We start from the raw sequence: 23,833 nt of genomic DNA, 5'->3' as shown, positions 1-23,833 counted from the left end.
TTTTTAAATACTTAGAATTTATATAAAAACTTTTAATAATGATTGATTATCTTATTGCTAAATGCATCCATATCATCTTTGTAGTGAGCTACTTCGCTGGACTTTTTTATATGGTGCGCCTTTTTATCTACCACACCGAAGCCTTGGAAAAAGAGGAACCCGAGCGTTCTATTCTCCATAAGCAATTTAGCTTTATGGAAGAGCGTTTGTGGAACATCATCACTGTTCCCGCCCTTATACTGATGGTGCTTTCGGGCATTTATATGTTCTACGCAATGCAATGGGTGTATTTCACTCAAGGGTGGATGCACGTCAAACTGCTGTTCATCGCCTTTTTGCTATGGTATCATTACTATTCGTGGCGTATAATGAAACGCTTACAAGCAGGACAGACGACCCTCACTTCTGTGCAATTGCGAATGCTCAACGAGGTAGCAACCATTATTCTTTTTGTAGTAGTTTTTGCCGTTGTGCTTAGAGGTTATTTTGTTGCCTACTGGTATGCTTCTTTATTAGCTTTTGTAGCAATGGGTGTGTTGATTATGTTAGTCGTAAAATTAGTGAATAAAGGAAAGAATTAGCGAATTAGCAAATGTAATGGATATACAACAGCTTAGAAATACTCCTATAACAGCACTTCCAGCACTGGCACAACAGCTGCGCGATCGTATTATAGATGTTATTGCTACAAAGGGAGGACATTTAGGAGCAAGTCTTGGAGTGGTAGAACTTACTATCGCACTGCATTATGTGTTCAACACCCCCGACGATGTATTAGTGTGGGATGTGGGACACCAGTGCTATGCTCATAAAATCATCACGGGTAGAGACGAAGCTTTTGCACATATTCGCGAAAAGGAAGGTATTAGCGGTTTTCCTAAACGCGAAGAAAGTGAATACGATACTTTCGGTACGGGACACTCGTCTACCTCGCTCTCGGCAGTTTTGGGTATGGCAATGGCATCGGCTTTGGAAGGGAATACCACCCGCCAGCATATAGCTGTGATAGGCGATGCGTCAATTGTGAGCGGTATGGCTTTCGAGGCGCTCAACTATGCCGGCACTACCGATGCGAATATGCTTATTATCCTCAACGACAACGCTATGGCTATCGACCCTACTGTGGGGGCTCTCAAAAATTATTTCGAGCAGTTACGCCAAAGAAAAGGTGCTGATGAAACTTTCTTCAACGATTTAAATATCACTTACAAAGGTACGGTAGATGGGCATAACCTCCCTGAATTGATTACCTCTCTTGAAGCAGAAAAAAATGAGAGAGGCGTGCGACTCTTGCACGTGCTTACCACCAAAGGCAAGGGATTTGCTAAAGCGGAAGCCCAGCAAGTGAGTTACCATTCGCCTGCTCTATTCGATAAAATTACGGGAGAACCACTCCCCGAAAAACCTTCACTTCCTGCGAAATACCAAGAGGTAGTAGGGCAGACCCTCACCCAGCTTGCCACACGCAACCCTAAAATTGTTGCCATTACCCCTGCAATGAGCAGTGGTAGCGGACTTACCACTATGCACCAATCTTTCCCTCATAGAGTGTTTGATGTAGGTATTGCCGAACAACACGCTGTAACCTTTGCAGCAGGTTGGGCTGCACGCGGCTTTATCCCTTATTGTGTGATTTATTCCACTTTCTTGCAACGCGCTTACGACCAACTCATTCACGACGTAGCCCTACAAAATCTCCCTGTGGTGTTCTGTATTGACCGCGCGGGACTTGTAGGCGAAGATGGCGCTACCCATCACGGGGTGTTTGATATGGCATTTTTGCGTCCCATTCCTAACCTCATTATCGCCTCACCACGCAATGCTACCGAGTTGCGCCACCTGCTCTATACTGCCCAGCAGCCATTAGAACACCCTATTGCCATTCGCTACCCGCGCGGTAGATGTAACGAAAAACATTGGCAACAACCTTTTCAGGCATTGCCTATTGGCAAGAGTGAGCAGCTAAAAGAAGGTAGTGAAATAGCGGTACTCACTATTGGTGCTATCGCTGAAGAAGTTGCCGAGCAAATCCAAAAAAGTACTACAGCTGAAAAATACGCTCATTACGATATGCGTTTTCTCAAGCCTTTGGATGAGGAAATGCTACACCATATCTTCCAAAATTACAAAAAAGTCATTACAGTAGAAGAAGGAGCTATGGGAGGATTGGGCAGTGCTATAGCCGAATTTGTTACGCAACACAATTATACTATTCCTTTGAAAATCATCACACTTCCTGATGCTTTTATGGGAGTAATGAGCCGATTTGCCAATTTGTCAATTTGTTAATTGATAAATTATCCCTACCTTTGCACCCTGAATCATTTAGCATCACTTTCAGTATGAAAAAACTCATTATTGCACTCCTTCTTTGCAGTGCTACAGCGTGGGGACAAGTGCGCAAGGCTAAGGCTTTCCAAGCCGATGTAAAAATTGATACCATTAGGGTTATTGAAGATCCTGAGGCACTCAAATTTACCTTTAACCGATACCAAAAGGAACAAAATAAATGGTTTCAATTCAACCAAGTAGGTTTGAATATGAGCGAAGTAGCTTTCTCCAATTGGAACGCAGGGGGTGAGTCTTCAATTTCAGGTATTATGAATGCTAAATTCCGACGTCGTTATAACGAACGCACTTTCTTTTGGGATAACGAACTCGAAATTAACTATGGTATCAATGCCCAAAAAGGACGCGAAGTGCGTAAAACAGATGATAAACTGTCTATCGTTTCCGCATTTGGATATCGAGGTGACTCTAAATCTTTTTGGTATTACACCGCACGCTATCAGTTTCTTACCCAGATAAGTGATGGTTATAACTACCCCAATGTAGATAAGCCTGTCTCTAAATTCTTAGCACCAGCTTATGTAACCTTCGGTTTGGGAGCTGAATACGCACCTGCTAAAATCAAATTCAATCTCTTCCTTTCACCTATTACCATCAAAACTACTGCAGTGTTTGATCAGAATTTGGCTAATGACGGAGCTTTTGGGGTAGAAAAAGCTGTACGTGCCTCCGATGGTACTATCCTCAAAAAAGGAAAACGCACGCATAATGAACTCGGTTTTTCAGTATCAGGGCGTTGGGATAAAAAGATAATGGAAAATATGATGCTCAACACCTCCTTTAACCTCTATGGCGATTACCTCAAAAACTTTGGAAATATAGATGTGGATTGGGAAACCAATCTGAACCTAAAGGTGAATAGCTACGTTCAAGCGCGTATAGGGGTGCATATCAAATACGATGACGATGTGAAATTCTATTCGTACACAGCTCCTAACGGCGAAAAACACAATTATGGAGCACGCACTCAGCTCAAACAAATATTAGGAGTAGGGGTATTATATACTTTTTAAGCGATGTTTTTAGAAAATACAGTAAACGACAACGAAAAAACGGGTTGGATAGAAGTAATATGCGGGTCGATGTTCTCGGGTAAAACCGAAGAACTGATTCGCCGATTGCGCCGCGCTCAATTTGCTAAACAGAAGGTTGAAATCTTCAAACCTGCCTTTGATACCCGCTATGACGATACCAATATAGTGTCGCACAATGCCAATGAAATCCCCTCAACTCCCGTAGAAGCCGCTTCCAGTATTATGCTCTTAGCCGATGGTTGCGATGTGGTGGGCATAGACGAGGCTCAATTTTTTGACGATGAAATTGTGAATGTGTGCAACGAACTCGCCAATCGCGGTATGCGTGTGATTGTAGCAGGGCTTGATATGGATTACAAGGGCAGACCTTTTGGTCCGATGCCTTTTTTGATGGCAACTGCCGAATATGTTACCAAGGTACACGCTGTTTGCACCCGCACGGGCAACCTCGCCAACTACAGTTTCCGCAAAGTCGCTAATGATCAACAGCGAATGCTCGGTGAAGCCGATAGTTACGAACCTCTAAGTCGCGCAGCTTTCTATAAAGCAATGAAGTCAGGGGATAGGGGGTAGGTGTCAGGTTTCAGGTGCTAGGTTTCAGGTTTCAGGGCACAGGTGTCAGGGGGGAGTAAAAAGTTGTATCTTTGACGTAAAAAGAAATAGAATTATGAGTATTGCAGTATGAACACAGAATCCAAATGTTCAGTTTATAACCGATAGTACTGAAAACTATAAAATAATTTAAGACATAATGAACACCTTATTTTTTACTTCTGAAGAAATCAACCTCAACCCTCGTGCTTCTTGGGGAGAGCTTTTACAAATAGCTTTTATAAATAAAGAGCAATATTTTTCTATAAGTAGATTAGCTTATGAAGAAGAACTCTATTTTGAATACAATGAGCAAACTCATTATATTTATGCCTTGTGTCAAGATGTAGTGTTTGAATTGAAAGTCAATACCTTGCATATCTATATCACAAAAACCCTAAAAAGTAATTGTCCTTTCAGTACTATTACAATACAATTACCTTCTTTTTCTGTTGATTTAGAAGAAATGTTGCAAGAATTAAAAAAAGAAAGTCCGATAAAAGAATTATCGGACTTCTTCATTAACCAACCAAAACTTTAAATTATGAAAACTATTATTTGAAGTTTACAATGAGCTACCACCCTCATTGCGATGCAAAGGTACGAATAAAACAGTACCTGTCAAGTGTATTTTTAAGTTTAACAAAAGTTTAATATAAAAGGGGCTCACAAAGCCCCTTTTTAGCGTAATTTTAATACTTAAAGCACTTATTTTTTTAAGATTTTCTTTACCATTTTTATTTAGCATTGCGTGCTTCAATCCACTTGCGGGCATTGATAAACGCCTCTAACCAAGGGCTAACCGCTGTTTTTTCACTCGGATAGTATGCCCATTGCCAAGGGAAAACCGAACGCTCTATGTGAGGCATCGTTACCAAATGGCGTCCCGACTTGTCGCATAGCATAGCCGTGTTGTAATCAGAACCATTAGGGTTGGCAGGGTACTCCTGATAAGTGTATTTACCTACAATATTATATTCGGCTTCTGCCAATGGCAAGTGGAATTTCCCTTCGCCGTGTGATATCCATACCCCTAAGGTACTACCGGCAAGAGTGGAGAGCATCACCGAGTTGTTCTCAGGAATGCTTACCGATACAAAGCCACTTTCGTGCTTGCCACTATCATTATGCCACATCTTGCCGTGCTCTGCGTGCTCAGGGTTGATGACTTCTAACTCCATAAACAACTGACAGCCATTACAGATACCTACCGAAAGGGTGTCGGGGCGAGCAAAGAAGTTATCTAACGCTTTTTTAGCTTGCTCGTTGTAAAGCAAAGCACCTGCCCAACCTTTGGCACTGCCTAACACATCGGAATTAGAGAAACCACCTACAGCCCCTATAAATTGTACATCTTCCAAAGTTTCACGTCCGCTGATAAGGTCGGTAGTATGCACGTCTTTCACATCAAAGCCTGCTAAGTAAAGGGCATTTGCCATTTCGCGCTCGGAGTTGCTACCCTTTTCGCGTATCACTGCCGCTATAGGGCGTTTGCCTGCGGGGCGTGCGGGTTTTTCACCTGTGAAGTGCGCTGGGAAAGTGTATTGTAGAGGCTGTTCAGAATAGTTTTGATAACGTTCAGTCGCCTTGTCGTTTTGCGTTTGTTGTTTGTCTAACAAATAAGAAGTGAGATACCACACATCGCGCAATTCGGGGATGTTGAAATGATAGTCTCTACCGAAATGGTGAATAGTAAGTTCTTGTGAAGTAGTTACTTCGCCTATATTTGCCCATTCTAAGAAGTTTTCTTCTAAAGTAGCTTCAATGCTGCTATCGGCTTGTATTACCACCCCTGCATTTTCGGCAAATAGGGTTTTGATAAGGTCTTCATCGGCAGAGAGTCCGCTCAAATCGATGGTAGCCCCTAAGTCGTTTTCGGCAAAGCACATCTCTAAGAGCGTTGTGATAAGTCCGCCGCTACCAATGTCGTGTCCTGCTTGTATTTTACCTTCTTTTATCAGAGATTGTACTACGTTGAAAGCTGTTTTAAAGCCTTCGGCATCTGTTACGGTAGGAGCTTTGTCGCCTATTTTGTTTAATACTTGGGCAAAAGCCGAACCCCCTAATTCAAAATGAGCGCCCGAGAAGTTGATATAATAAATGTTACCTCCATTGCGTTTCAATACGGGCTCTACTACTTTTTGCACGTCGGTACAATGGGCAGCCGCCGAAATAATCACCGTGCCTGGGGCAATCACATCACCACCGTCGGGGTATTTTTGTTTCATAGAAAGGGAATCTTTACCAGTAGGGATATTGATACCCAATTCAATCGCAAAATTAGAAGCGGCTTCTACGGCTTCGTACAAACGTGCATCTTCTCCTTTATTGCGGCACGCCCACATCCAGTTGGCGGATAGCGATACACTTTGTAAGCCGTCTTTTAGTGGCGCCCAAACAATGTTAGTAAGTGCTTCGGCAATAGCGTTGCGGCTACCTGCGGTAGGGCTGATGAGAGCTGTAAGAGGCGAATGACCAATACTGGTAGCGATTCCTTCTTTGCCATTGTAGTCCAAAGCCATAACCCCTACGTTGTTCAAGGGGAGTTGTAGTGCGCCTGCACATTGTTGTTTGGCGACTTTGCCCCCTACACAACGGTCTACCTTATTGGTAAGCCAGTCTTTACAAGCCACACTTTCTAATTGCAATACTTGTACCAAATAGTTCTGTAACTGACTTGTATAGTAGTGTAACTCTTCGTAGTTAGTAACTACTGTTTCATCGGTCATTACGGTTTTTGGCGAACTGCCAAAGAGCGCGCTGAGGTCTAAATCCATTGGGTGGGTACCTTTCTTTGCAGAAGCAATGCTAAAATGCTTGTCGCTGGTAACCACGCCCACTTCGTACATAGGTGCACGCTCACGGTCGGCAATGGTTTTTAGTTTGGTAATAGCCTTTTCGGGCAAAACCAATCCCATACGCTCTTGAGATTCATTGCCTATAATTTCCTTGTCCGATAGGGTAGGGTCGCCTACGGGCAGTTTGTCTAAGTCAATTTTACCACCGGTTTCTTCTATGAGTTCTGAGAGACAGTTGAGGTGTCCGCCAGCTCCGTGGTCGTGTATAGAAACGATAGGATTCTCGTCCGATTCTACCATTGCGCGAATTGCATTGGCAGCGCGTTTTTGCATTTCGGGGTTAGAACGCTGTACTGCATTGAGCTCGATACCTGCGCCAAAAGCGCCAGTATTGGCAGATGATACCGCAGCACCTCCCATACCTATGCGGTAGTTTTCACCGCCTAAGATAACTATTTTGTCACCTTCTTGTGGGGTGTGCTTTATGGCTTGTGAGGCTTTGGCATAACCTACGCCTCCTGCTTGCATAATCACTTTGTCAAAGCCTAATTTGCGTCCGCCCTCTTCGTGTTCAAAGGTGAAAAGTGAACCCGTAATGAGTGGTTGACCGAATTTATTACCGAAATCGGTGGCTCCGTTAGAGGCTTTGATGAGGATATCCATTGGTGTTTGGTAGAGCCATTTACGCTCTGCCATTCCTTTTTCCCAAGGGCGGTCTTCTTCTAATCGGGGGTAAGCCGTCATATATACCGCCGTACCTGCCAAAGGCAAAGAACCTTGTCCGCCCGCGAGACGGTCGCGTATTTCACCTCCCGAACCTGTAGCCGCCCCGTTGAAAGGCTCTACGGTAGTGGGGAAGTTGTGGGTTTCGGCTTTGAGTGAGAGCACTGCCTCAAAAGGTTTTACCTCGTAGAAATCGGGTTTATCGGCACTTTTAGGTGCGAACTGGTCGACAGTAGCCCCTTTTATGAAAGCCACATTGTCCTTATAAGCCGAAACAATGCTATTAGGGTGTTCTTGTGATGTCTTTTTAATGAGTTTGAAGAGGGTAGAAGGTTTTTCCTCACCATTGATAACAAAAGTGCCGTTGAAGATTTTATGGCGACAGTGTTCGGAGTTGATTTGCGAGAAGCCAAACACTTCCGAGTCGGTGAGTTTGCGCCCCAGTTCTTTAGAAAGATTTTGCAAATAGGCGACTTCTTCGGCGCTTAGCGCAAGTCCTTCTTGCTGGTTATATGCCTCGATATCATCGATTTCGAGTGTTGTTTGCGGTTGAATATCGATAGTAAAGCTATCTTGAGTAAGACCGTTGTATCGCTCAAAGAGCATAGGGTCAAAAGGAGTATTGGGGTCGGTTAGTTCGTGGAACTCCTCGATGCGGGTAATCCCGTGGATGTCCATATTTTGGGTAATTTCCACTGCATTGGTACTCCAAGGGGTAATCATCGCCGCACGGGGTCCGATGAAAGTACCGCTAAGGGTAGGGGAGGGGAGTTGCTGGGCATTGCCAAACAGCCATTTCAATTTGTTGAGGTCGGTCTCAGTAAGGGTAACTTCGGTAGCTACCACATAGATAGTGTTTTTTGGGTTTTTAAAGAAGAGAAGCATCTTTTTCAATTAACAATTGACAATTAATAATTCACAATTAGGGGTAGTATTTAGTATATAGTTTCTTTAATCAACTATGCCAAAAGTTGTAGCACGACGAGCCATTAAAAACTTTGGCAAAGTGTAGAGATACACCAATATTGGCACAAAGGTATAAACTTTTTTTCAATTGGCAATAAAAACAAAAACTCCCTCTTATTTTTTCAGATAAGAAGGAGTTTGTATTTTTTACATTTTAGATTTTTCTCCCTTGTACGCGACTTTGCCATCGATAGAAAGTTCTTGCGTTTTAGGGGTATAAACGTACTTACCATTTTTGTAAGTGCCGTCTTTCTCCTGTTTTAAGAGAGGATGGGTCTCTTCCGTAGTGATGAATAGCTCTACTTGGCTGTTATCCCCTTCTTTGGCTACAATAAAGGCACTAATTATGGCATCATTCATATTTACCTCTACAGGATTGAGGCGTGTTCCTACTTCAAATACTTGTATACAGTCTTGCAGGAGCTCGCTCCACGATTGTCCTGCACTGCCTATACAGCCGTGAGCATCTCTATCACCTCCTACGGGTGGCATCTCTTCTGTAGCAGAAGGGGTTACCTCGGTGGTTTCTGTTTGGGTAGTTTGCGTTGAATTGCTGTTGTTGCAAGCTACCATTGCCATTGCCATTACGGCTACAATACTTAATTTTTTCATTTTTCTTTTTCTTTTTTATGATTAAAGACTGGACAAAGGTATAAACTTTTTTTCAATTGGCAAACAAACCATTATTTTATTTGTCTGTTGCTGAAATATTCATACATTTGCAGCCGTAATTTAATTGTTTTTACAAATGAAAAGAATAAAAATCTTGTTTTTAGTAGCCATACTTTCAGTAATGAATGTTTGTGCTCAAAGTTTCAAAGTGAAAAAAGGAGAACTCCAAATAGATGGAACTCCTGTTGCTAAGTTTGAGAAAAAAGATGGCAAATTCGTATTTAGCGATCTTTCTAACAATTTGCTGTTCAGAGCTTTCCTTACTGAAGAAACCGCTCAAGGAAACACAGCTCCACACCGCTGGATAGAGTTCTCTAATGGCAATGGAGTGATTAGAGAGGTGGAAATTCCTGATAAAGTGAAGTTTACTTTCTCTGGAGAGAAATACGTTATCGATTGTGTTTACAAATCGGGGACAAACTTACTTACCGAAAAAGGTATTGACCCTGCGGTAGTAACAGCTTTCTTCCAAACTTCAGATCGTCCTTTCTCTGAAAAATGGGATAATATTTTCCAACAAGAGAAAAACACCAATCAAACTGAAGATAATTTGGCAACTGCCGATAATCTTTCGGTAGAAGGTGAGGTAATCGTTAAAAATGGCAAGAAGATAGGCTTCATCAAAAGAAAAGAAGAATCTGGCGATGGAGGTATTGTTATCAACAACTTTACAGTAACCGATAGCAAAGGCAATGTGGTGGCAACTGCTAAACACCATAATTTCAACCAAAAGGACAAAGAATTTTTCATCATCAAAACCTATGACGAAAAAGAACTCCCTGTATTTAGTCAGCTAACAAAAATGAATGATGCTAACAAGCGCATTGTTAAGAGATTGTATGCTAATGGATACCCTTTTGGCGATATGACAGAACGTTTCAACCAATTCATAGAAGATAAAAAGAATGCTGTAAACGAGCAGAACAATGCAAAGGTAGAAGAAGCTAAAAAGCAAACTGTAAATATTTACGATGCTGCGGGTTACGTGATAGATGCTAAAGGTGATAAAAAAGAAGGTCTTATCACTATTGAATTCCAATCGGTAGATGCGATTATTGGTAAAGATAAAAATATGTCCGATCTCACCTCTTATGGAGCTACAGTGAAACTCAAAAGAGAAGGAGAAAAAGATTTGTACTTTAAAGCTAAAGACGGCAATAAATTCTGTATAGGCGAACGTTGTTTCTTAGGTGCAAAAGGTAGTGAAGATGGCTTTTTTGGTCACGGAGGTTCAGATCTAAATGTGCTTTCAGGAGCTGCTCAGTTCTTTGAAATTCTCTATGAAAAGGACGGAAACTATGTGTTGGCTCACAGCAAATATCCTGAAGATTACTACTTGAAGATTAAAAAAGCTGATAAAGCAGTTTATTTAGGAACTAAAGCTACTTTTGGTTCTAAAAGTGCTGAGAAAATACAAAAAATACTAAGCAAATACGTTAATTGTTCTTCATTAGATGTAACCAAATACAATACTCTAACTAAAGAAGGTATGATACAATTAGTAGATGATTATACTTCATCTTGCAAATAGTACGAGATTATAAAATAACCTAAAGAAAAAAGTTGTCCTCTTTTGAAGAAGGCAACTTTTTTATGTTTTATTCCTAATCTTTAATACCCATAGCGGTCGCCCCATAGTTTTTTAAGGTAGTCGCGTAGGGCATTCTCACGGGGATTATCGGAGGGTTCATAGAAGGTTTCTCCTTGCAATTCATCAGGGAGGTAATCCTGAAAGGCAAAATTGCTCTCATAATCGTGAGCATATTGATAGTCTTTGCCATAGCCGAGTTCTTTCATCAGTTTGGTAGGGGCATTGCGCAAGTGGATAGGTACGCTGAGGTCGCCCGTTTGCTTTACCACTTGTTGGGCTTTGTTGATTGCCTTATAAGAAGCGTTGCTCTTAGGCGAAGAAGCGAGATATATAGCACACTGACTGAGAATAATACGCGCCTCGGGGTAACCAATAGTGGTTACAGCTTGAAAGGTGTTGTTTGCCAAAATCATTGCTGTAGGGTTTGCATTGCCTATATCTTCCGAAGCGAGAATGAGCATACGGCGTGCGATAAACTTCACATCTTCACCACCTTCAATCATTCGTGCCAACCAATAGACCGCGCCATTGGGGTCACTTCCGCGTATCGATTTGATAAAAGCCGAAATGATATCGTAGTGTTGCTCACCCGTTTTGTCGTATAGCACGGTGTTTTTCTGCACGAGGTGCAATACACTATCGTTGGTAATAACAACAGGTTCACCGTCGGGGGTAGCGTTTATAACCAGCTCAAAAGTGTTGAGTAGCTTGCGACCGTCACCGCCTGAGAGTTTTAGTAAGGCTTCGGTTTCTTGCAGTTGGATATCTTTGGTTTTGAGAATCGCATCTCGGGTAATGGCATTGTGGAGCAGTTGTTCTAAATCCTTGCGCTCAAAAGCCTTGAGGATATACACTTGGCAACGAGAGAGCAAGGCGGGAATCACCTCAAAACTGGGGTTTTCGGTAGTTGCTCCAATGAGAGTAATCCACCCTTTTTCGACAGCCTGCAAGAGGGAATCTTGTTGGGTTTTGTTAAATCGGTGAATTTCGTCGATGAAGACGATAGGGTTTTGGGTAGTGAAGAGTCCGCTGCTTTGCTTGCTTTGGTCAATTACTTCGCGCACTTCCTTAATCCCTGAACTAATGGCACTCAGGGTATAGAAAGCGCGGTTGCTTTGGTGCGCAATGATATTTGCCAACGTGGTTTTCCCCGTACCTGGGGGACCCCAAAAGATGAGCGATGGCAAAAGACCGCGTTCTATCTGTTGGCGCAAAGCCCCTTGAGCTCCTACTAAGTGCTCTTGTCCCACATATTGCGCAAGGGAAGTAGGGCGCATACGTTCTGCTAAGTTTTCCAATTAATAATTAACAATTAATAATTAACAATTGCCCCCGACTCACTTACTCGGCAATTGCCGACAACCCCGAAGGGGGACAATCTGTAAAAGCTACTTTTTTGATGAGAAAAACATCTAAAAAGGGGGCTAAAAGGTTTTGTTTTATTAGGCGTTTACAAAACGCCCCTACAATATACCAAAAAGCGACTGATAATCAGGGTAGTCAACTTTGCCAAAGGTCGTAGCACGACGAGCAATTAAAACTTTGGCAAAGTGTAAAGATATACAATAATTCGTCATTCGTCACTCGTCACTATTGAGTGATATTCGCGCCAGAGGCAGAGCCGATACCTACTACTTCGTCATAGAGAGCGCCAGGAGCGCGGTAGTATACAAGCACGAGGTAAGTGTTTTCTGTCTGCTGAAAATTACCACTTATCTCATTAAAATCAATTGTGTTACCTGATTTGGTAGCAAACTTATAGTTGTAAAACCCTTGTTTGAGGAGTACTTTTCCTTTGAAAAGTCCGTCTTTTTCGTCATAAGTGAGTTTGTACTCATCGCGGAGCTCGTAGTTACTGAACTTGCCGTATACATACACTTCTTTATTCCAAAAAGTAGATTTACCTTCTAAGGCGAAATGCACTTGGGTGTAATCGGCTTCGTTGGCAGGGTTCATTCCGTTGAGCGTACTAACCAAGAAATCGCCATTGATATCGGGATAATAGGTATAGACATTGCTCGCACGGCTTACATTAGGGAAGAGGTAGCTGTTCACCCATTTGCTACGGTCGATACGCGAAATACCTGATGCTGGCACTCGTATATCCTTGCTATCGAAATAGAAATACTCATTGCCACCCCAAAAAGCTGTTTCGCGGTCGTAGCGATACACGAGGTCGTTACCCATTACATATTGAGGTTTTACGCCCGTGATAGCCGTATCCCAACGGTAGTTTTGCAGGATAGCTACTTTCACTGCTACATTGGGATTATCAAGTCTGAAATCTTTCTGCCGAACGGTGAACTGCACCACTTGTTGGGTATCGAAATACTGCAAATCGCGAGCGCGTTTTACTTCGGTGAGTACGTTCACTTGGGGTGTATAGAGTACAAAACGGCGTGAAAAGAGTTCTGTACCATAACTATCGGTGATAGAGAGCATATAGTTGCCACTAAGAGTGATTTTGGTGAGTTCGTTAGGGAAAGTAAGGCGGTAATGCGAATAACCTTGCAGGGTGCCGTAGGAGTTGCTCTCGGGCTGTAGTGGTTGGTTATCAATACCTTTAAGATATTCGCTTTTCAGCAGAGAAGAGGCAGACCAATCCGCATTGCAATGGGTGATTTTGTAGTAGTAAGTTTCCTCATTCCCCCCGAGGTCATCGAACTGCAAGCTAAACGACTCATTACGGCGCACGATAGGGAATTGGTTCTTGTCGTTGGCGTCGGCTTTGAAAATAATCGTTTTGATATAGTCGGGTGGAGTTTTCTCCACCAATGCTTGTGCTTGCAGGGCTAATGGGAATAGGAGTAAAAGTATGAGTTTTTTCATAATGTATAATGTTTGTTTTTTGTTTTAGAATTGCTATAGAGGGCGAATTGCCATTCGCCCCTACAATATACCAAAAAGCGACTGATAATCAGAAAAATTAACTGCTTTTATTGCTCTTTCAATTTTTCGACTACTATTTGGTGGTAGATTTCACCTTTTGCAAATATAGAAAAAACTAAAGCTGTTGCAATTACATTTTTCTTCATATCTAACTTTGTTTTTTTGCACATTCGCTCTATAAAAGGAGCGTTTTTCTCCAAAACAACTGCTGGAAAAGAATCCTTTTCTTGTATAAATAGATAAGCAGTGGTGTCAAGTCCTTTTTTGCGATAATAGTTATGTACTTTTCTCTTTATTTTTTTAGGCAAAAAGTGTGCTACGGTATCTAAAAGGAAAAAATTATCTCCCTTTTGTCCATCTCCACAAGGGTAAAAACTCGCTTTAAATTCTTTTTGAGTATAATGAATAGCATCTATTTTGTAAACATCTATATCTGTATAAGCATAATAATCAGTATAACAAGACTTACAAGCACAGGTATTGTCCGTAAAAGTAATGCAATGTTTTTCTTGTGAGTACAAGAAAAAAGAACAAAAGTACATAAAAACAATGATATGTTTCACTTTATGAGTCGTCATTTATCAATAGGTTTTGCTTCTTTGATGTAAATCATATCTTTTTGTCCTTCTGTATAAAAGGGGAAAATAGTTTTTTATAAGAAAACTCATTTATCTATTACCATTAAATTATAGTATTCTCCTGGACTGAGTTCTAATATCTTTACGAAAATCCTCGGTTTGATATTGTTTATTCTTCTCTGTAAAGGAAGATAAGCAAGGGAGTAGGAGCAGGAATAGGAATTTTTTCATATTTTGAGAATTTACGAATTTATGAATTTGCTAATTAAGTGCGTAGGCAGTCCCATTACGTTGTTATAAGAACCTTCGATAGCGGTAACACCTATATGCCCAATCCATTCTTGGATGCCGTAAGCTCCTGCTTTGTCGAATGGTTGATATTTAGTTATGTAATAGCTGATTTCGTCGTTAGAAAGTTCTTTGAAAGTTACTTTGGTGATGCAGTGTTCAGTAACTTGCTTTTCATCGGTAGTAAAGCATACGGAAGTAATCACCTCGTGGGTCTTGCCAGAGAGCGAATGCAACATTGCAAAGGCATCGGCAGTGTCTTTGGGTTTGCCCAAGGCTTTACCCTCGTGCCACACGATGGTATCGGAAGTGAGGAGCACGCAGTTAGGAGGTATTTCTCCTGCAAAAGGTGTGGCTTTTAGTTGTGCCAAATAATCAGTGATTTGCTCGCGCTGCAGGTGTGCAGGATAAGTTTCGTCTACGGGTTTGAGAATGACCTCATAGGGGAGGTCTAACTCTTTTAGGAACTGCTGGCGGCGCGGTGAGCCTGAGGCAAGGATTATTTTTTTCATATTTGTTGATTTTTTGATTTGGATTAAGAGCGCAAGTTACAAGAAAATCACCAGCAAAAGGCAATTATTTTTAATATCCAATCTAACTATTGATTGATATAAAATTTCTCTCCTAAATACGGTTTCATATATTCGTGTTCAAGGCTCTTTTCAAGCATTTGACGTTCGAGGTCACAACGAAATACTTCACCTTTGAGGTATTTTTCAATCATTAGAGAAGCGATAGGTCCGGCAACACGAGCTCCGTAATAACCGTTTTCTACAAATACGGCGATAGCTATTTTAGGGTCTTCTACAGGGGCAAAAGCAACAAATATAGAGTGGTCAGTAAGTTGCATACGTTTGCCATTGACCCTGATAAAGTTCTCGGCTGTTCCTGTTTTTGCCGCAATATTGATGCCATCAATTTGAGTACGGCGCGCAGTACCAGCTAAATAAGCCATATTCATTCCCTTGATTACGGGCTCAAAGTGTTTAGGGTCTATGGTAGTATGCTTTGGTACAGTATATTCTTTAAAAGGAGTTTGTTTGTTGTCAATTTGCTTTACAATGTGAGGAGTGTAGAAATAGCCTTTATTGGCAATAGCAGCCATTACATTCGCCAATTGTATAGGGGTGGTAAGGATTTCACCTTGCCCGATAGCATTAGAAATGTTAGTAGTACCGCTCCATCTCTTAGCACCATATTGCTTGTCGTACAAGGCAGTATTAGGCACTTTTCCTGCACGCCCCGTAGGGAGGTCGGAGCCAAGGAAACCACCGAGTCCGAAACTGCGCACGTGAGCATTCCACTTGTCCATACCTATTGCTGAGGTGGTTTTCATATCGATAGCGCGCTTGTAAGTATTGGCAAAATAAGCATTACAAGAGAGGGCAATGCCGTGTAAAAGGTCGTTAGCTCCACGTCCGCAGTGACATCGCATAATATGTCCACCATAGCGATAGCCACCGCCACAACTGAACACACTTTGAGGAGTGATTACCCCTTCCTGCAAGCCAATGAGTGCATTTACTACTTTGAAAGGAGACCCTGGGGGATATTCGGCGAGTAGTGTACGGTCGTAGAGAGGTTTGGCGATAGAATCGTTGTAGAGAGCAGTGTAGTTTTTGGAGCGTTCGCGTCCTACTAACAAAGCGGGATCGAAAGTAGGAGCGGAGACCAAAGCGAGTATTTCGCCCGTTTTGGGTTCAATAGCTACAATACCACCGTGTTTTTTTTGCATTAGCAGTTCGCCATAAGCCTGCAAACCTATGTCGATAGTGAGTTGCAAGGGTTGCCCCATAATAGGCAGGGTATCCATCACCCCATTTTTATAACGTTCGATAGCAGCGTTGTGCTTGTCCTTTTGGTAGTATTGTACTCCTTTCTTGCCGCGCAAAAACTCTTCGTATTGTTTTTCTACCCCGCTGCGCCCGATGAGTTCTCCGGCGAGGTAGTAAGGGTTTTTCTTGAGTTCCCACTCGTTTACTTCACTGATGTAGCCCAATACGTTCCCTGCATTGTGAGTGAGGTAACTGCGGAGCATACGTTTCTGTATATAAAAACCTTGGAATTTGCGCAATTTTTCTTGGAGTACCGCATAATCATCTTTAGAGAGTTGGTGTACAATTACTGATGGTTTTTTGCGCGAATAGTCGCGAGCTTTTTGGAGACGTTCTCTAAAATCGTTTTTTTCGAGTTCTAACAGACTACAGAGTTCGAGGGTATCTAAATTTTTCACCTCGCTGGGGATCACCATCACGTCGTAAGCGGGTTGATTAGAGACTAAGAGTTCGCCGTTACGGTCGTAGATATAACCGCGTTCGGGGTAGTCATAAACAGTTTCGATAGCGATATTATCAATGTTGTTGCTATCGTCGTGGAAGACGATTTGCAGGAAGAACAATCGCAATAAGATTACGACCGCAGTGAATATGATAATAATGGGAAGTAAGAGTTTTCTCATTTCTTATTTTTACTAAACAGATAAATAGTGAGCAAACAAACGATGATAGTGAAGATAGATGCCCCTATAATTTTAGTAAAAGTAAGTAACAAATGATTGAAATTGAATATTTCTAAGAAATAGAATAGGGTGTGATGCACTACCACCATTAGGGTTGTATAACTAAAGATTTTGGTGAATGGATAGCTTGCTAAATCCATTTCTTGATATTCAAAATTCCTGCCAAAAACGATGAGCAAGATACTTTGTCGGCAATAGGCTATTAGTACACTACTAGCAGCGTGCAAGCCTCCAGTGTTAGAAAAAATATCTATACAGAGACCTATAGCGAAGGCAGCTAACAGATTGGGTACTTGGTTTTCACGATAAGGAGCTACCAAAAGGAATACGATGTAAATCATCGGGTTTACATAGCCCCAGTACTCTATATGATTGAAAATAAGCACTTGCAAAAGTACTAATGCTATGAATAGAAATGTATTTTTTACAAGTGGGTGCGTCATTTTGGGTTTTGTTTTTCTAAGGCTGAAATAGCGTCTTTATCTTTGTTTTCAATGAGGTAAACATAATCGAGGTTAGACATATCGGTAAAGAGCCATACATCGATGATGAAGGTATTATCGAACTTGCTTTTCTCGAAATGTACAATTTTACCAATAGGGATTCCTTTAGGAAAAATATTGGACATACCGCCTGTTACAATGGTATCGCCGTTTTGAATAGGAGCGATATTAGGTACTTCGAGCAATTGTACCTTGTTTACTTCTTTGGTGTTCCAGTGGAGTGAACCAAAATGCTGAGTGCGTTTTACCATTGCATTGAGTGCTGAGCGGCTGTTGAGCACACTTTGTACAGTTGCAAAACGACCAGAAGTATTTTCTACAATCCCTATAACGCCACGTGGTGATAGTACGCCCATATCTTGCTTTACACCATCTTTACTACCTTTATCAATAGTGAGGTAGTTATTTTTCAGGCGGAAACTATTATTGATGACATTAGCTTTTATGACCTTGTATTTCAGTGAATCGGTAGTAGCAAAGCCGAGACTATCAGCACTTCCTGTTTGTCGCAATTGTTCTTGCATTTGCAGCACTTGGTCACGCAAGATGCGGTTTTCTTCAGTTAAGGCTTCATTTTGGCTTCTCAAATTGAAGTACTGAGCCCAATAGTTAGAAAATGCATAGAGCTTTCCTGATATGGCATTTGCTGAATTGATATAGGCGCTCTGAGGGTAATAATTACTTCTAAAAACCAAACCAATAGCGCATAGAAACAGCAGGAGGAACACACAAAAGTTCCTCGTTCTGATGAAAAATTGGATGATTTGGTTCATAGTTATTTAGCTAAGAAGTAAGAGGTAAGAGATAAGAAGTGAGGTTCCGTTTCTTACCTCTTACCTCTTATCTCCTATTTAAGTAAGATGCTTCTAAATTTATTGATATTTTTTAGGGTGATACCGGTACCACGTACTACGGCGCGCAAAGGATCTTCGGCTACGTATACGGGGAGGTCGGTTTTCATAGAGATGCGCTTGTCTAAACCGCGGAGCATAGAACCACCGCCAGCCATATAAATACCAGTATTGTAGATATCGGCAGCGAGTTCAGGAGGTGTTTGAGAAAGCGTTTCCATAATAGCATCCTCAATGCGCAAGATAGATTTATCGAGAGCTTTCACCATTTCGCGGTAAGATACTTGCACTTGTTTAGGTTTACCAGTGAGCAAGTCACGCCCTTGTACCATAATGTCATCGGGTGGAGCATCGAGGTCTTCGGTGGCAGCACCTACGGTGATTTTGATATTCTCGGCAGTACTTTCACCTACATAGAGGTTGTGCTGGGTACGCATATAGTGAACGATATCGGAGTTGAAGATGTCACCTGCGATTTTCACTGATTTGTCGCAAACGATACCCCCAAGAGCAATGACCGCGATTTCGGTAGTACCCCCACCTATATCGATAATCATATTACCTTTAGGTTGCATAATATCGAGGCCAATACCGATAGCGGCTGCCATTGGTTCGTGTACGAGATAGATTTCCTTGCCGTTTACGCGTTCACATGATTCGCGTACGGCGCGAGTTTCTACTTCGGTAATTCCAGAAGGGATACATACCACCATGCGCAATGATGGAGAAAAGAAGCGTTTGCGCAAAGCAGGGATACTTTTGATGAGCATACCAATCATTTGCTCGGAAGCGTCGAAGTCGGCAATTACCCCGTCTTTCAAAGGACGTACGGTAGTGATGTTAGGGTGAGTTTTACCTTGCATCAAGCGAGCTTCTTGACCTACGGCTATGATTTTTTTATTAGTTCTATCCAATGCTACAATAGAAGGACTATCCACCACAACCTTATCATTATGGATGATAAGAGTGTTGGCAGTACCCAAATCTATAGCTATTTCTTCTGTTAAGAAATCAAAAAAACCCATATTTTATTTCTTTCTGTTGTATGTTTATTTTAAAAATCAATTAGTTAAGTATCTGAAAGGACACTTTTTTAGCGGGTGCAATTTTACGAAAAAAAAATAAGGTGAGCAAATAATTGAGGGAAAAAAATAAAATTCAAATAATAGGGTTTGTTCTATTATTTGAATTTACAGTTATAAAAACAAGATTTATAATGTTTTAAGTGAATTATAAAACAGGAGTTTCTTATATTTGTTGAGAGGCTAAAAAGCCATATGTCAAATTTTTAAATAGAGTGCTTGGCTAATTGTTTCTACAATGTAGGTAAAAATGACTGATTATTAAGATAATCGTTACTATAAGGGCGTTTGCAAAACGCCCCTACAAAGTATGACACAAAGGCTTTTATTGACTATGCAAAGTTAACAGAAAAGCGTATTCTTTTGCGGTTTCTTTTAGGGCTTCAAAACGTCCTGAAGCACCGCCGTGACCAGCTTCCATATTAGTGTCTAAATACAGTGGATGGTCATCGGTTTTGAGTTCGCGCAGTTTGGCTACCCATTTGGCAGGCTCCCAATACTGCACTTGTGAGTCGTGCAAACCAGTACTCACATACATTGCTGGATAGGCTTGAGCGCGCACTTGATCGTAAGGCGAGTAGGAGAGCATATAGTTGTAATATTCCTTGTTATTAGGATTTCCCCACTCGTCGTATTCGCCCGTAGTGAGTGGAATACTATCGTCGAGCATTGTGGTTACCACGTCCACAAAAGGCACAGATGCGATAATGCCCTTATACAATTGCGGCGCCATATTCACCACGGCACCCATTAGTAAACCTCCAGCCGATCCACCTTCGGCAAATAGATGTTCGGGAGAGGTGTAACCTTCGGCGATGAGGTACTGAGAACAAGCGATAAAATCGGTAAATGTGTTTTTCTTTTTGAGAAGTTTGCCATCTTCATACCATTGGCGACCTAAATATTCTCCCCCGCGGATATGTGCAATAGCATAGATAAAACCTCTGTCTAACAAGCTCAAACGGGTGGTGGAAAAATAAGGGTTGATGGTTACCCCGTACGAGCCATACCCGTACAACAACAAAGGATTTTGTCCGTTTTTCACTATATCTTTGCGATATACGAGAGAGATAGGGACTTTTACTCCATCGGGGGCAGTTGCCCAAAGGCGTTCTTCTATATAATTATCTTTGTTGAAGTTCCCGCCTAATACTTCTTGTTCTTTTAGTAGGCGCTCTTCGCCAGTGCGCATATTGTATTCTATAATAGAGGCAGGTGTTGCTAATGATTGGTAGTTGTAGCGCAACCATTCGGTGTTGAAATCTATATTTTGGGTAGTGTAGGCAGTATAGGTTTCGCTGTTGAAGGGGAGGTAATACGCTTTTGATCCGTTCCAAGAGCGTATTTGTATACGTTCTAAGCCGTTGTACACTTCTTCGACTACCAAGAAATCTTTGAAAATCTCGATATCATTGAGGCGTACTTCGGGACGATGGGCTATAACCTCTTTCCAATGCTCGGAAGTTGTAGCACTTTCGGGGGTACGCATCAGTTTGAAGTTAGTTGCACCATCTTTATTGGTAAGGATATAAAAATAGTCCTCATAATGAGCGATGTCGTACTCCAAGCCACGTGTGCGGGGTTGGAATACTTTGAAAGGCTCGAGAGGGGTATTAGCATTCAAGATTTGATATTCGGATGTAAGGGTACTCTCGCTGCCTATCACGAGGTATTTGCGAGACTTTTCACGGTAGACGAACACATCGAAAGTATCGTCTTTTTCGTGGAAAATCAGTACATCGTCTTTGGGGTCAGCACCCAAAATATGACGGTATACTTTGAAGGAGCGCAGGGTTTGAATGTTGTTCTTCACGTAGAAAATGGTGCGATTATCGGCTGCCCAAATTGCTTGTCCGTTTGTATTTTTGATTTTATAGGGCAGTATTTCACCTGTGCTGAGGTTCTTGATTTGCAGCGTATATTGCCTACGAGATACTGTATCTACCCCAAAAATAGCCCACTGATTGTCGTCGCTTATGGCAAAGCTATCGAGGTGAAAGTAGGCTTTACCTTTAGCCATTGCATTACAATCGAAAAGAATTTCTTCGGGAGCTTCGAGCGTTTCCTTGTAGCGTACATAAATAGGGTAATCCTTACCTTCTTCATAACGAGTTTGATACCAATAACCGTTGTAGCAATAAGGCACAGAACTATCATTCTCTTTGATGCGGCTTTTCATTTCGGCAAAGAGCGTTTCTTGCAAAGGTTTGGTGTGTGCTGTTTGCGCCTGATAGTAAGCGTTTTCGGCTTCTAAATAAGCGATAACATCAGGATTTTCTCGCTCGCGCAGCCAATAGTAATTATCGGTGCGTTCTTTTCCAAATTCGTGGAATATATGAGGTATTTGTTTGGCTTTAGGGGGGTGTGATTGAGGTTTATTCATTTGATATGATATATGTTTTTTTGTCAATTCCGATGCCTTTTAAAGTGATTTTTTTCCAATGAGAGGGCATTACAGTTTTTAGTTGTTGTATACCTTTTTCTTCGGATATATCTAAGCCTCCAAAGCCCATCATCACCGTTTGTAGTACGCCTCCCGCTCCAGTGAGGAAATAAGGAGTCTTACCATTTTTGGTTTCAGCCATTACTCTAAAAGGAGGCAAGAGGTTAGGGTAGTAGGCTTCGGTGAAATACTTATAAGCCTTTTCGCGGTCGCCCAATCGGCTGTATAAGAGAGAGAAAATAGCTTGCGTCATTGCAGGGGTATCGTTGTAAGGTACTTTGTCTTTGTAATACTCTAAATCTTTGTGTATTTGCTTTTTGTTGGTAATTACTTTTAACGGATAAGCCAATAGGTTTACATCGGCTTGTTTGATAGCTTGCCCCGTATAGCTATCGTGCTCACGGGTTACACCATTATCCATTGTGCTGAAAACAAGCCGTTCGGCTATGGTTTTCCACTGTGGGTTAGCTTTTATGCCTAATACTTTGGCAGCCGCAGTAGCGTAGAGCAAATTCAGTTTGGCAGCCGCATTGGTATAGGCATTGTTATCTACATTTTCAGCCCATTCATCGGCACATACTACGTTTTTAATTTGATAGGGAGCTTGTTCACTCACTCGGCTTTGCCAAAAAGTAGCCGTACTTTCTAAAATGGGGTAGCCTATGTGGTGCAACCACTCTTTATCCTTAGTTACACAATAGTAATTCCATACAGCTATGGCTACATCGGCAGTGATGTGGTGCTCATAAGTGCCTGTGAGTGCCCATATGGGGGTATCTTCTTCTCCTGATGTGGCACTTTCCCAGGGGAACATCGCCCCTTGATAACCGTGTAGAGCAGCGTTGTGTTTGGCGCGTTCTAACCTTTCGAAGCGATAGTTGAGGAGGTTTTTAGCTATTTTTGGTTGCAATAATAGCAAAGGGGGATACATCCACATTTCGGTATCCCAAAATATGTGTCCCATATACCCTGTGTGGCTTAACCCATAAGGAGAAAGAGAAAAGGAATGGAGCTCACTTACTGAAGCGTATAAGTGGTATAACATATTGTGGATGTCCTGATTAGCTTGTGCGTCTCCCTCAATCTCAATGTTGCTTTCCCAGAGTTTTGCCCACTGTTTGTTATGTGCTGCAAGTAGTGCCTCGTGCCCCTGCAAGAAAGCATAAGTACAGAGTCTTTCGGCTTGGTTGTAAGGGTCGGCAGAGTGCTGAGAGCTTATTAGGTTGCCAATTAGTGAGAAAGAATAGGTTTCGCCTGCTTTTAGTTTATGAGTGAATTGCATTAGGTGACTATTGTAGTCTCTTATTTCGTGCAATATTTGGGGAGCGTTACCGTATTTTTTATCGAAAAGAAAAGCGTTACTCACAGCTACTTTGGCATTTTCTGCTGGTGTTTGAGCCACCGTAGTGAGCAATGGGATATGAGCGTGAGGCGGATTGATTTCATTGGAGTAGTTTTGAGGGTTGCGAAAGCCCTCGGGAGTGGTTAGAATGTTCTCTGCCAGAAGTGTAATATCGCGCAAAGGGGTAATACTGATATCTAACAACAAGGTGTGAGGCAAGTGCCTTAAGGCATAATAAGTGTAGGACACTTTAGCTTTGTTTTTAAAGCTGAAGTGCCCTGTGAATGCCCCATTGCGCAACTCTAATTCTTGAGTAAAATCACTAACGGAATGAGTGTTGATATCCTCGTAATCAATAGCTATTCGCAGTTGTAATGGATTGATATTAGGCATAGCCGAAACTACCCTACTTTTGCCGTAATCGTACAGCCCTGCTATGATTACTTGGTCTATTTGTAGAGGTACAGCAGAAGAACGCATTCCTATCATTCCATTGCCTATTGTAACCCCGTAATAGTTAGTGGGGTCGATGCTCTCTGCTTTGAGCACCCACGGGTCTTGGGCATTTGCCGAAATGCAAAGAATAAGGTTGAGAAGGAAAAAGAATCGTTTCAT

18 protein-coding genes are annotated in these 23,833 nt (G+C 41.8%); 6 read left to right on the top strand and 12 right to left on the bottom strand.

The genetic code is table 11. From position 1 onward, the window contains the following. Positions 1-38: 38 nt before the first annotated feature. The 5 genes from Q0162_RS01575 (at position 39) to Q0162_RS01555 (ending at position 4,515) form a co-directional block, all read left to right on the top strand. The gene (locus tag Q0162_RS01575; RefSeq protein WP_126370577.1) at positions 39-581 is read left to right on the top strand and encodes a CopD family protein; all 543 of its coding nucleotides are present in this window, start codon (positions 39-41) and stop codon (positions 579-581) included. After that, complete coding sequence (locus tag Q0162_RS01570) at positions 577-2,289, top strand: 1-deoxy-D-xylulose-5-phosphate synthase (protein ID WP_297888085.1); 1,713 nt, start codon at positions 577-579, stop codon at positions 2,287-2,289. Before Q0162_RS01575 ends, Q0162_RS01570 begins: the two co-directional genes overlap by 5 nt. Before the next feature lie 53 nt (positions 2,290-2,342). Continuing rightward, a complete protein-coding gene (locus Q0162_RS01565) occupies positions 2,343-3,362 on the top strand; it encodes a DUF3078 domain-containing protein (protein ID WP_297888036.1) in 1,020 nt (339 codons plus the stop codon). 3 nt (positions 3,363-3,365) lie between these two features. Next, positions 3,366-3,956: a thymidine kinase gene (locus Q0162_RS01560; protein ID WP_095898186.1), complete on the top strand. Its 591-nt coding sequence runs from the start codon at positions 3,366-3,368 to the stop codon at positions 3,954-3,956. Positions 3,957-4,134: 178 nt separating this feature from the next. Continuing rightward, positions 4,135-4,515 carry a transcriptional regulator gene (locus Q0162_RS01555; protein WP_297888032.1) on the top strand — a complete coding sequence of 127 codons (381 nt, stop codon included), beginning with the start codon at positions 4,135-4,137 and terminating at the stop codon, positions 4,513-4,515. A gap of 196 nt (positions 4,516-4,711) precedes the next feature. Here Q0162_RS01555 and purL read toward each other — a convergent pair whose 3' ends face one another. Then, positions 4,712-8,380 (bottom strand): phosphoribosylformylglycinamidine synthase, encoded by a 3,669-nt coding sequence (gene purL / locus Q0162_RS01550; protein WP_297888082.1) that lies wholly within the window; start codon positions 8,378-8,380, stop codon positions 4,712-4,714. Positions 8,381-8,608: 228 nt separating this feature from the next. Next, positions 8,609-9,073: a hypothetical protein gene (locus Q0162_RS01545; protein WP_297888030.1), complete on the bottom strand. Its 465-nt coding sequence runs from the start codon at positions 9,071-9,073 to the stop codon at positions 8,609-8,611. A gap of 136 nt (positions 9,074-9,209) precedes the next feature. On the opposite strand from Q0162_RS01545, the gene Q0162_RS01540 reads away from it, so the two are divergent. Then, positions 9,210-10,664, top strand: a complete 1,455-nt coding sequence (locus Q0162_RS01540) for a hypothetical protein (RefSeq protein WP_297888026.1) — start codon at positions 9,210-9,212, stop codon at positions 10,662-10,664. Positions 10,665-10,744: 80 nt separating this feature from the next. Here Q0162_RS01540 and Q0162_RS01535 read toward each other — a convergent pair whose 3' ends face one another. From Q0162_RS01535 to Q0162_RS01490, 10 genes are all read right to left on the bottom strand, one after another. Then, positions 10,745-12,001, bottom strand: a complete 1,257-nt coding sequence (locus Q0162_RS01535) for a replication-associated recombination protein A (protein ID WP_297888079.1) — start codon at positions 11,999-12,001, stop codon at positions 10,745-10,747. Positions 12,002-12,314: 313 nt separating this feature from the next. Further along, complete coding sequence (locus Q0162_RS01530; RefSeq protein WP_297888023.1) at positions 12,315-13,553, bottom strand: DUF5103 domain-containing protein; 1,239 nt, start codon at positions 13,551-13,553, stop codon at positions 12,315-12,317. 107 nt (positions 13,554-13,660) lie between these two features. Next, positions 13,661-14,191: a hypothetical protein gene (locus Q0162_RS01525; protein ID WP_297888020.1), complete on the bottom strand. Its 531-nt coding sequence runs from the start codon at positions 14,189-14,191 to the stop codon at positions 13,661-13,663. A 242-nt stretch (positions 14,192-14,433) separates the two neighbouring features. After that, positions 14,434-14,991 carry a Maf-like protein gene (locus Q0162_RS01520; protein WP_297888018.1) on the bottom strand — a complete coding sequence of 186 codons (558 nt, stop codon included), beginning with the start codon at positions 14,989-14,991 and terminating at the stop codon, positions 14,434-14,436. Positions 14,992-15,077: 86 nt separating this feature from the next. After that, the gene (gene mrdA, locus Q0162_RS01515; protein WP_297888014.1) at positions 15,078-16,937 is read right to left on the bottom strand and encodes a penicillin-binding protein 2; all 1,860 of its coding nucleotides are present in this window, start codon (positions 16,935-16,937) and stop codon (positions 15,078-15,080) included. Further along, positions 16,934-17,440 carry a rod shape-determining protein MreD gene (mreD, locus tag Q0162_RS01510; RefSeq protein ID WP_002680148.1) on the bottom strand — a complete coding sequence of 169 codons (507 nt, stop codon included), beginning with the start codon at positions 17,438-17,440 and terminating at the stop codon, positions 16,934-16,936. Before mreD ends, mrdA begins: the two co-directional genes overlap by 4 nt. Then, positions 17,437-18,273 (bottom strand): rod shape-determining protein MreC, encoded by an 837-nt coding sequence (mreC, locus tag Q0162_RS01505; protein ID WP_297888010.1) that lies wholly within the window; start codon positions 18,271-18,273, stop codon positions 17,437-17,439. Before mreC ends, mreD begins: the two co-directional genes overlap by 4 nt. A 74-nt stretch (positions 18,274-18,347) precedes the next feature. Next, positions 18,348-19,376, bottom strand: a complete 1,029-nt coding sequence (locus Q0162_RS01500; RefSeq protein WP_297888008.1) for a rod shape-determining protein — start codon at positions 19,374-19,376, stop codon at positions 18,348-18,350. Positions 19,377-19,758: 382 nt separating this feature from the next. Further along, positions 19,759-21,816, bottom strand: coding sequence for a S9 family peptidase (locus tag Q0162_RS01495; RefSeq protein WP_297888005.1), 2,058 nt, complete (start codon positions 21,814-21,816; stop codon positions 19,759-19,761). Next, complete coding sequence (locus Q0162_RS01490; protein WP_297888002.1) at positions 21,809-23,833, bottom strand: glycoside hydrolase family 65 protein; 2,025 nt, start codon at positions 23,831-23,833, stop codon at positions 21,809-21,811. Before Q0162_RS01490 ends, Q0162_RS01495 begins: the two co-directional genes overlap by 8 nt.

Origin of the sequence: uncultured Capnocytophaga sp. (genome assembly GCF_937936315.1) — a bacterium.
Taxonomy (GTDB): Bacteria; Bacteroidota; Bacteroidia; order Flavobacteriales; family Flavobacteriaceae; genus Capnocytophaga.
This window is presented reverse-complemented; position numbering and strand designations above follow the sequence as displayed.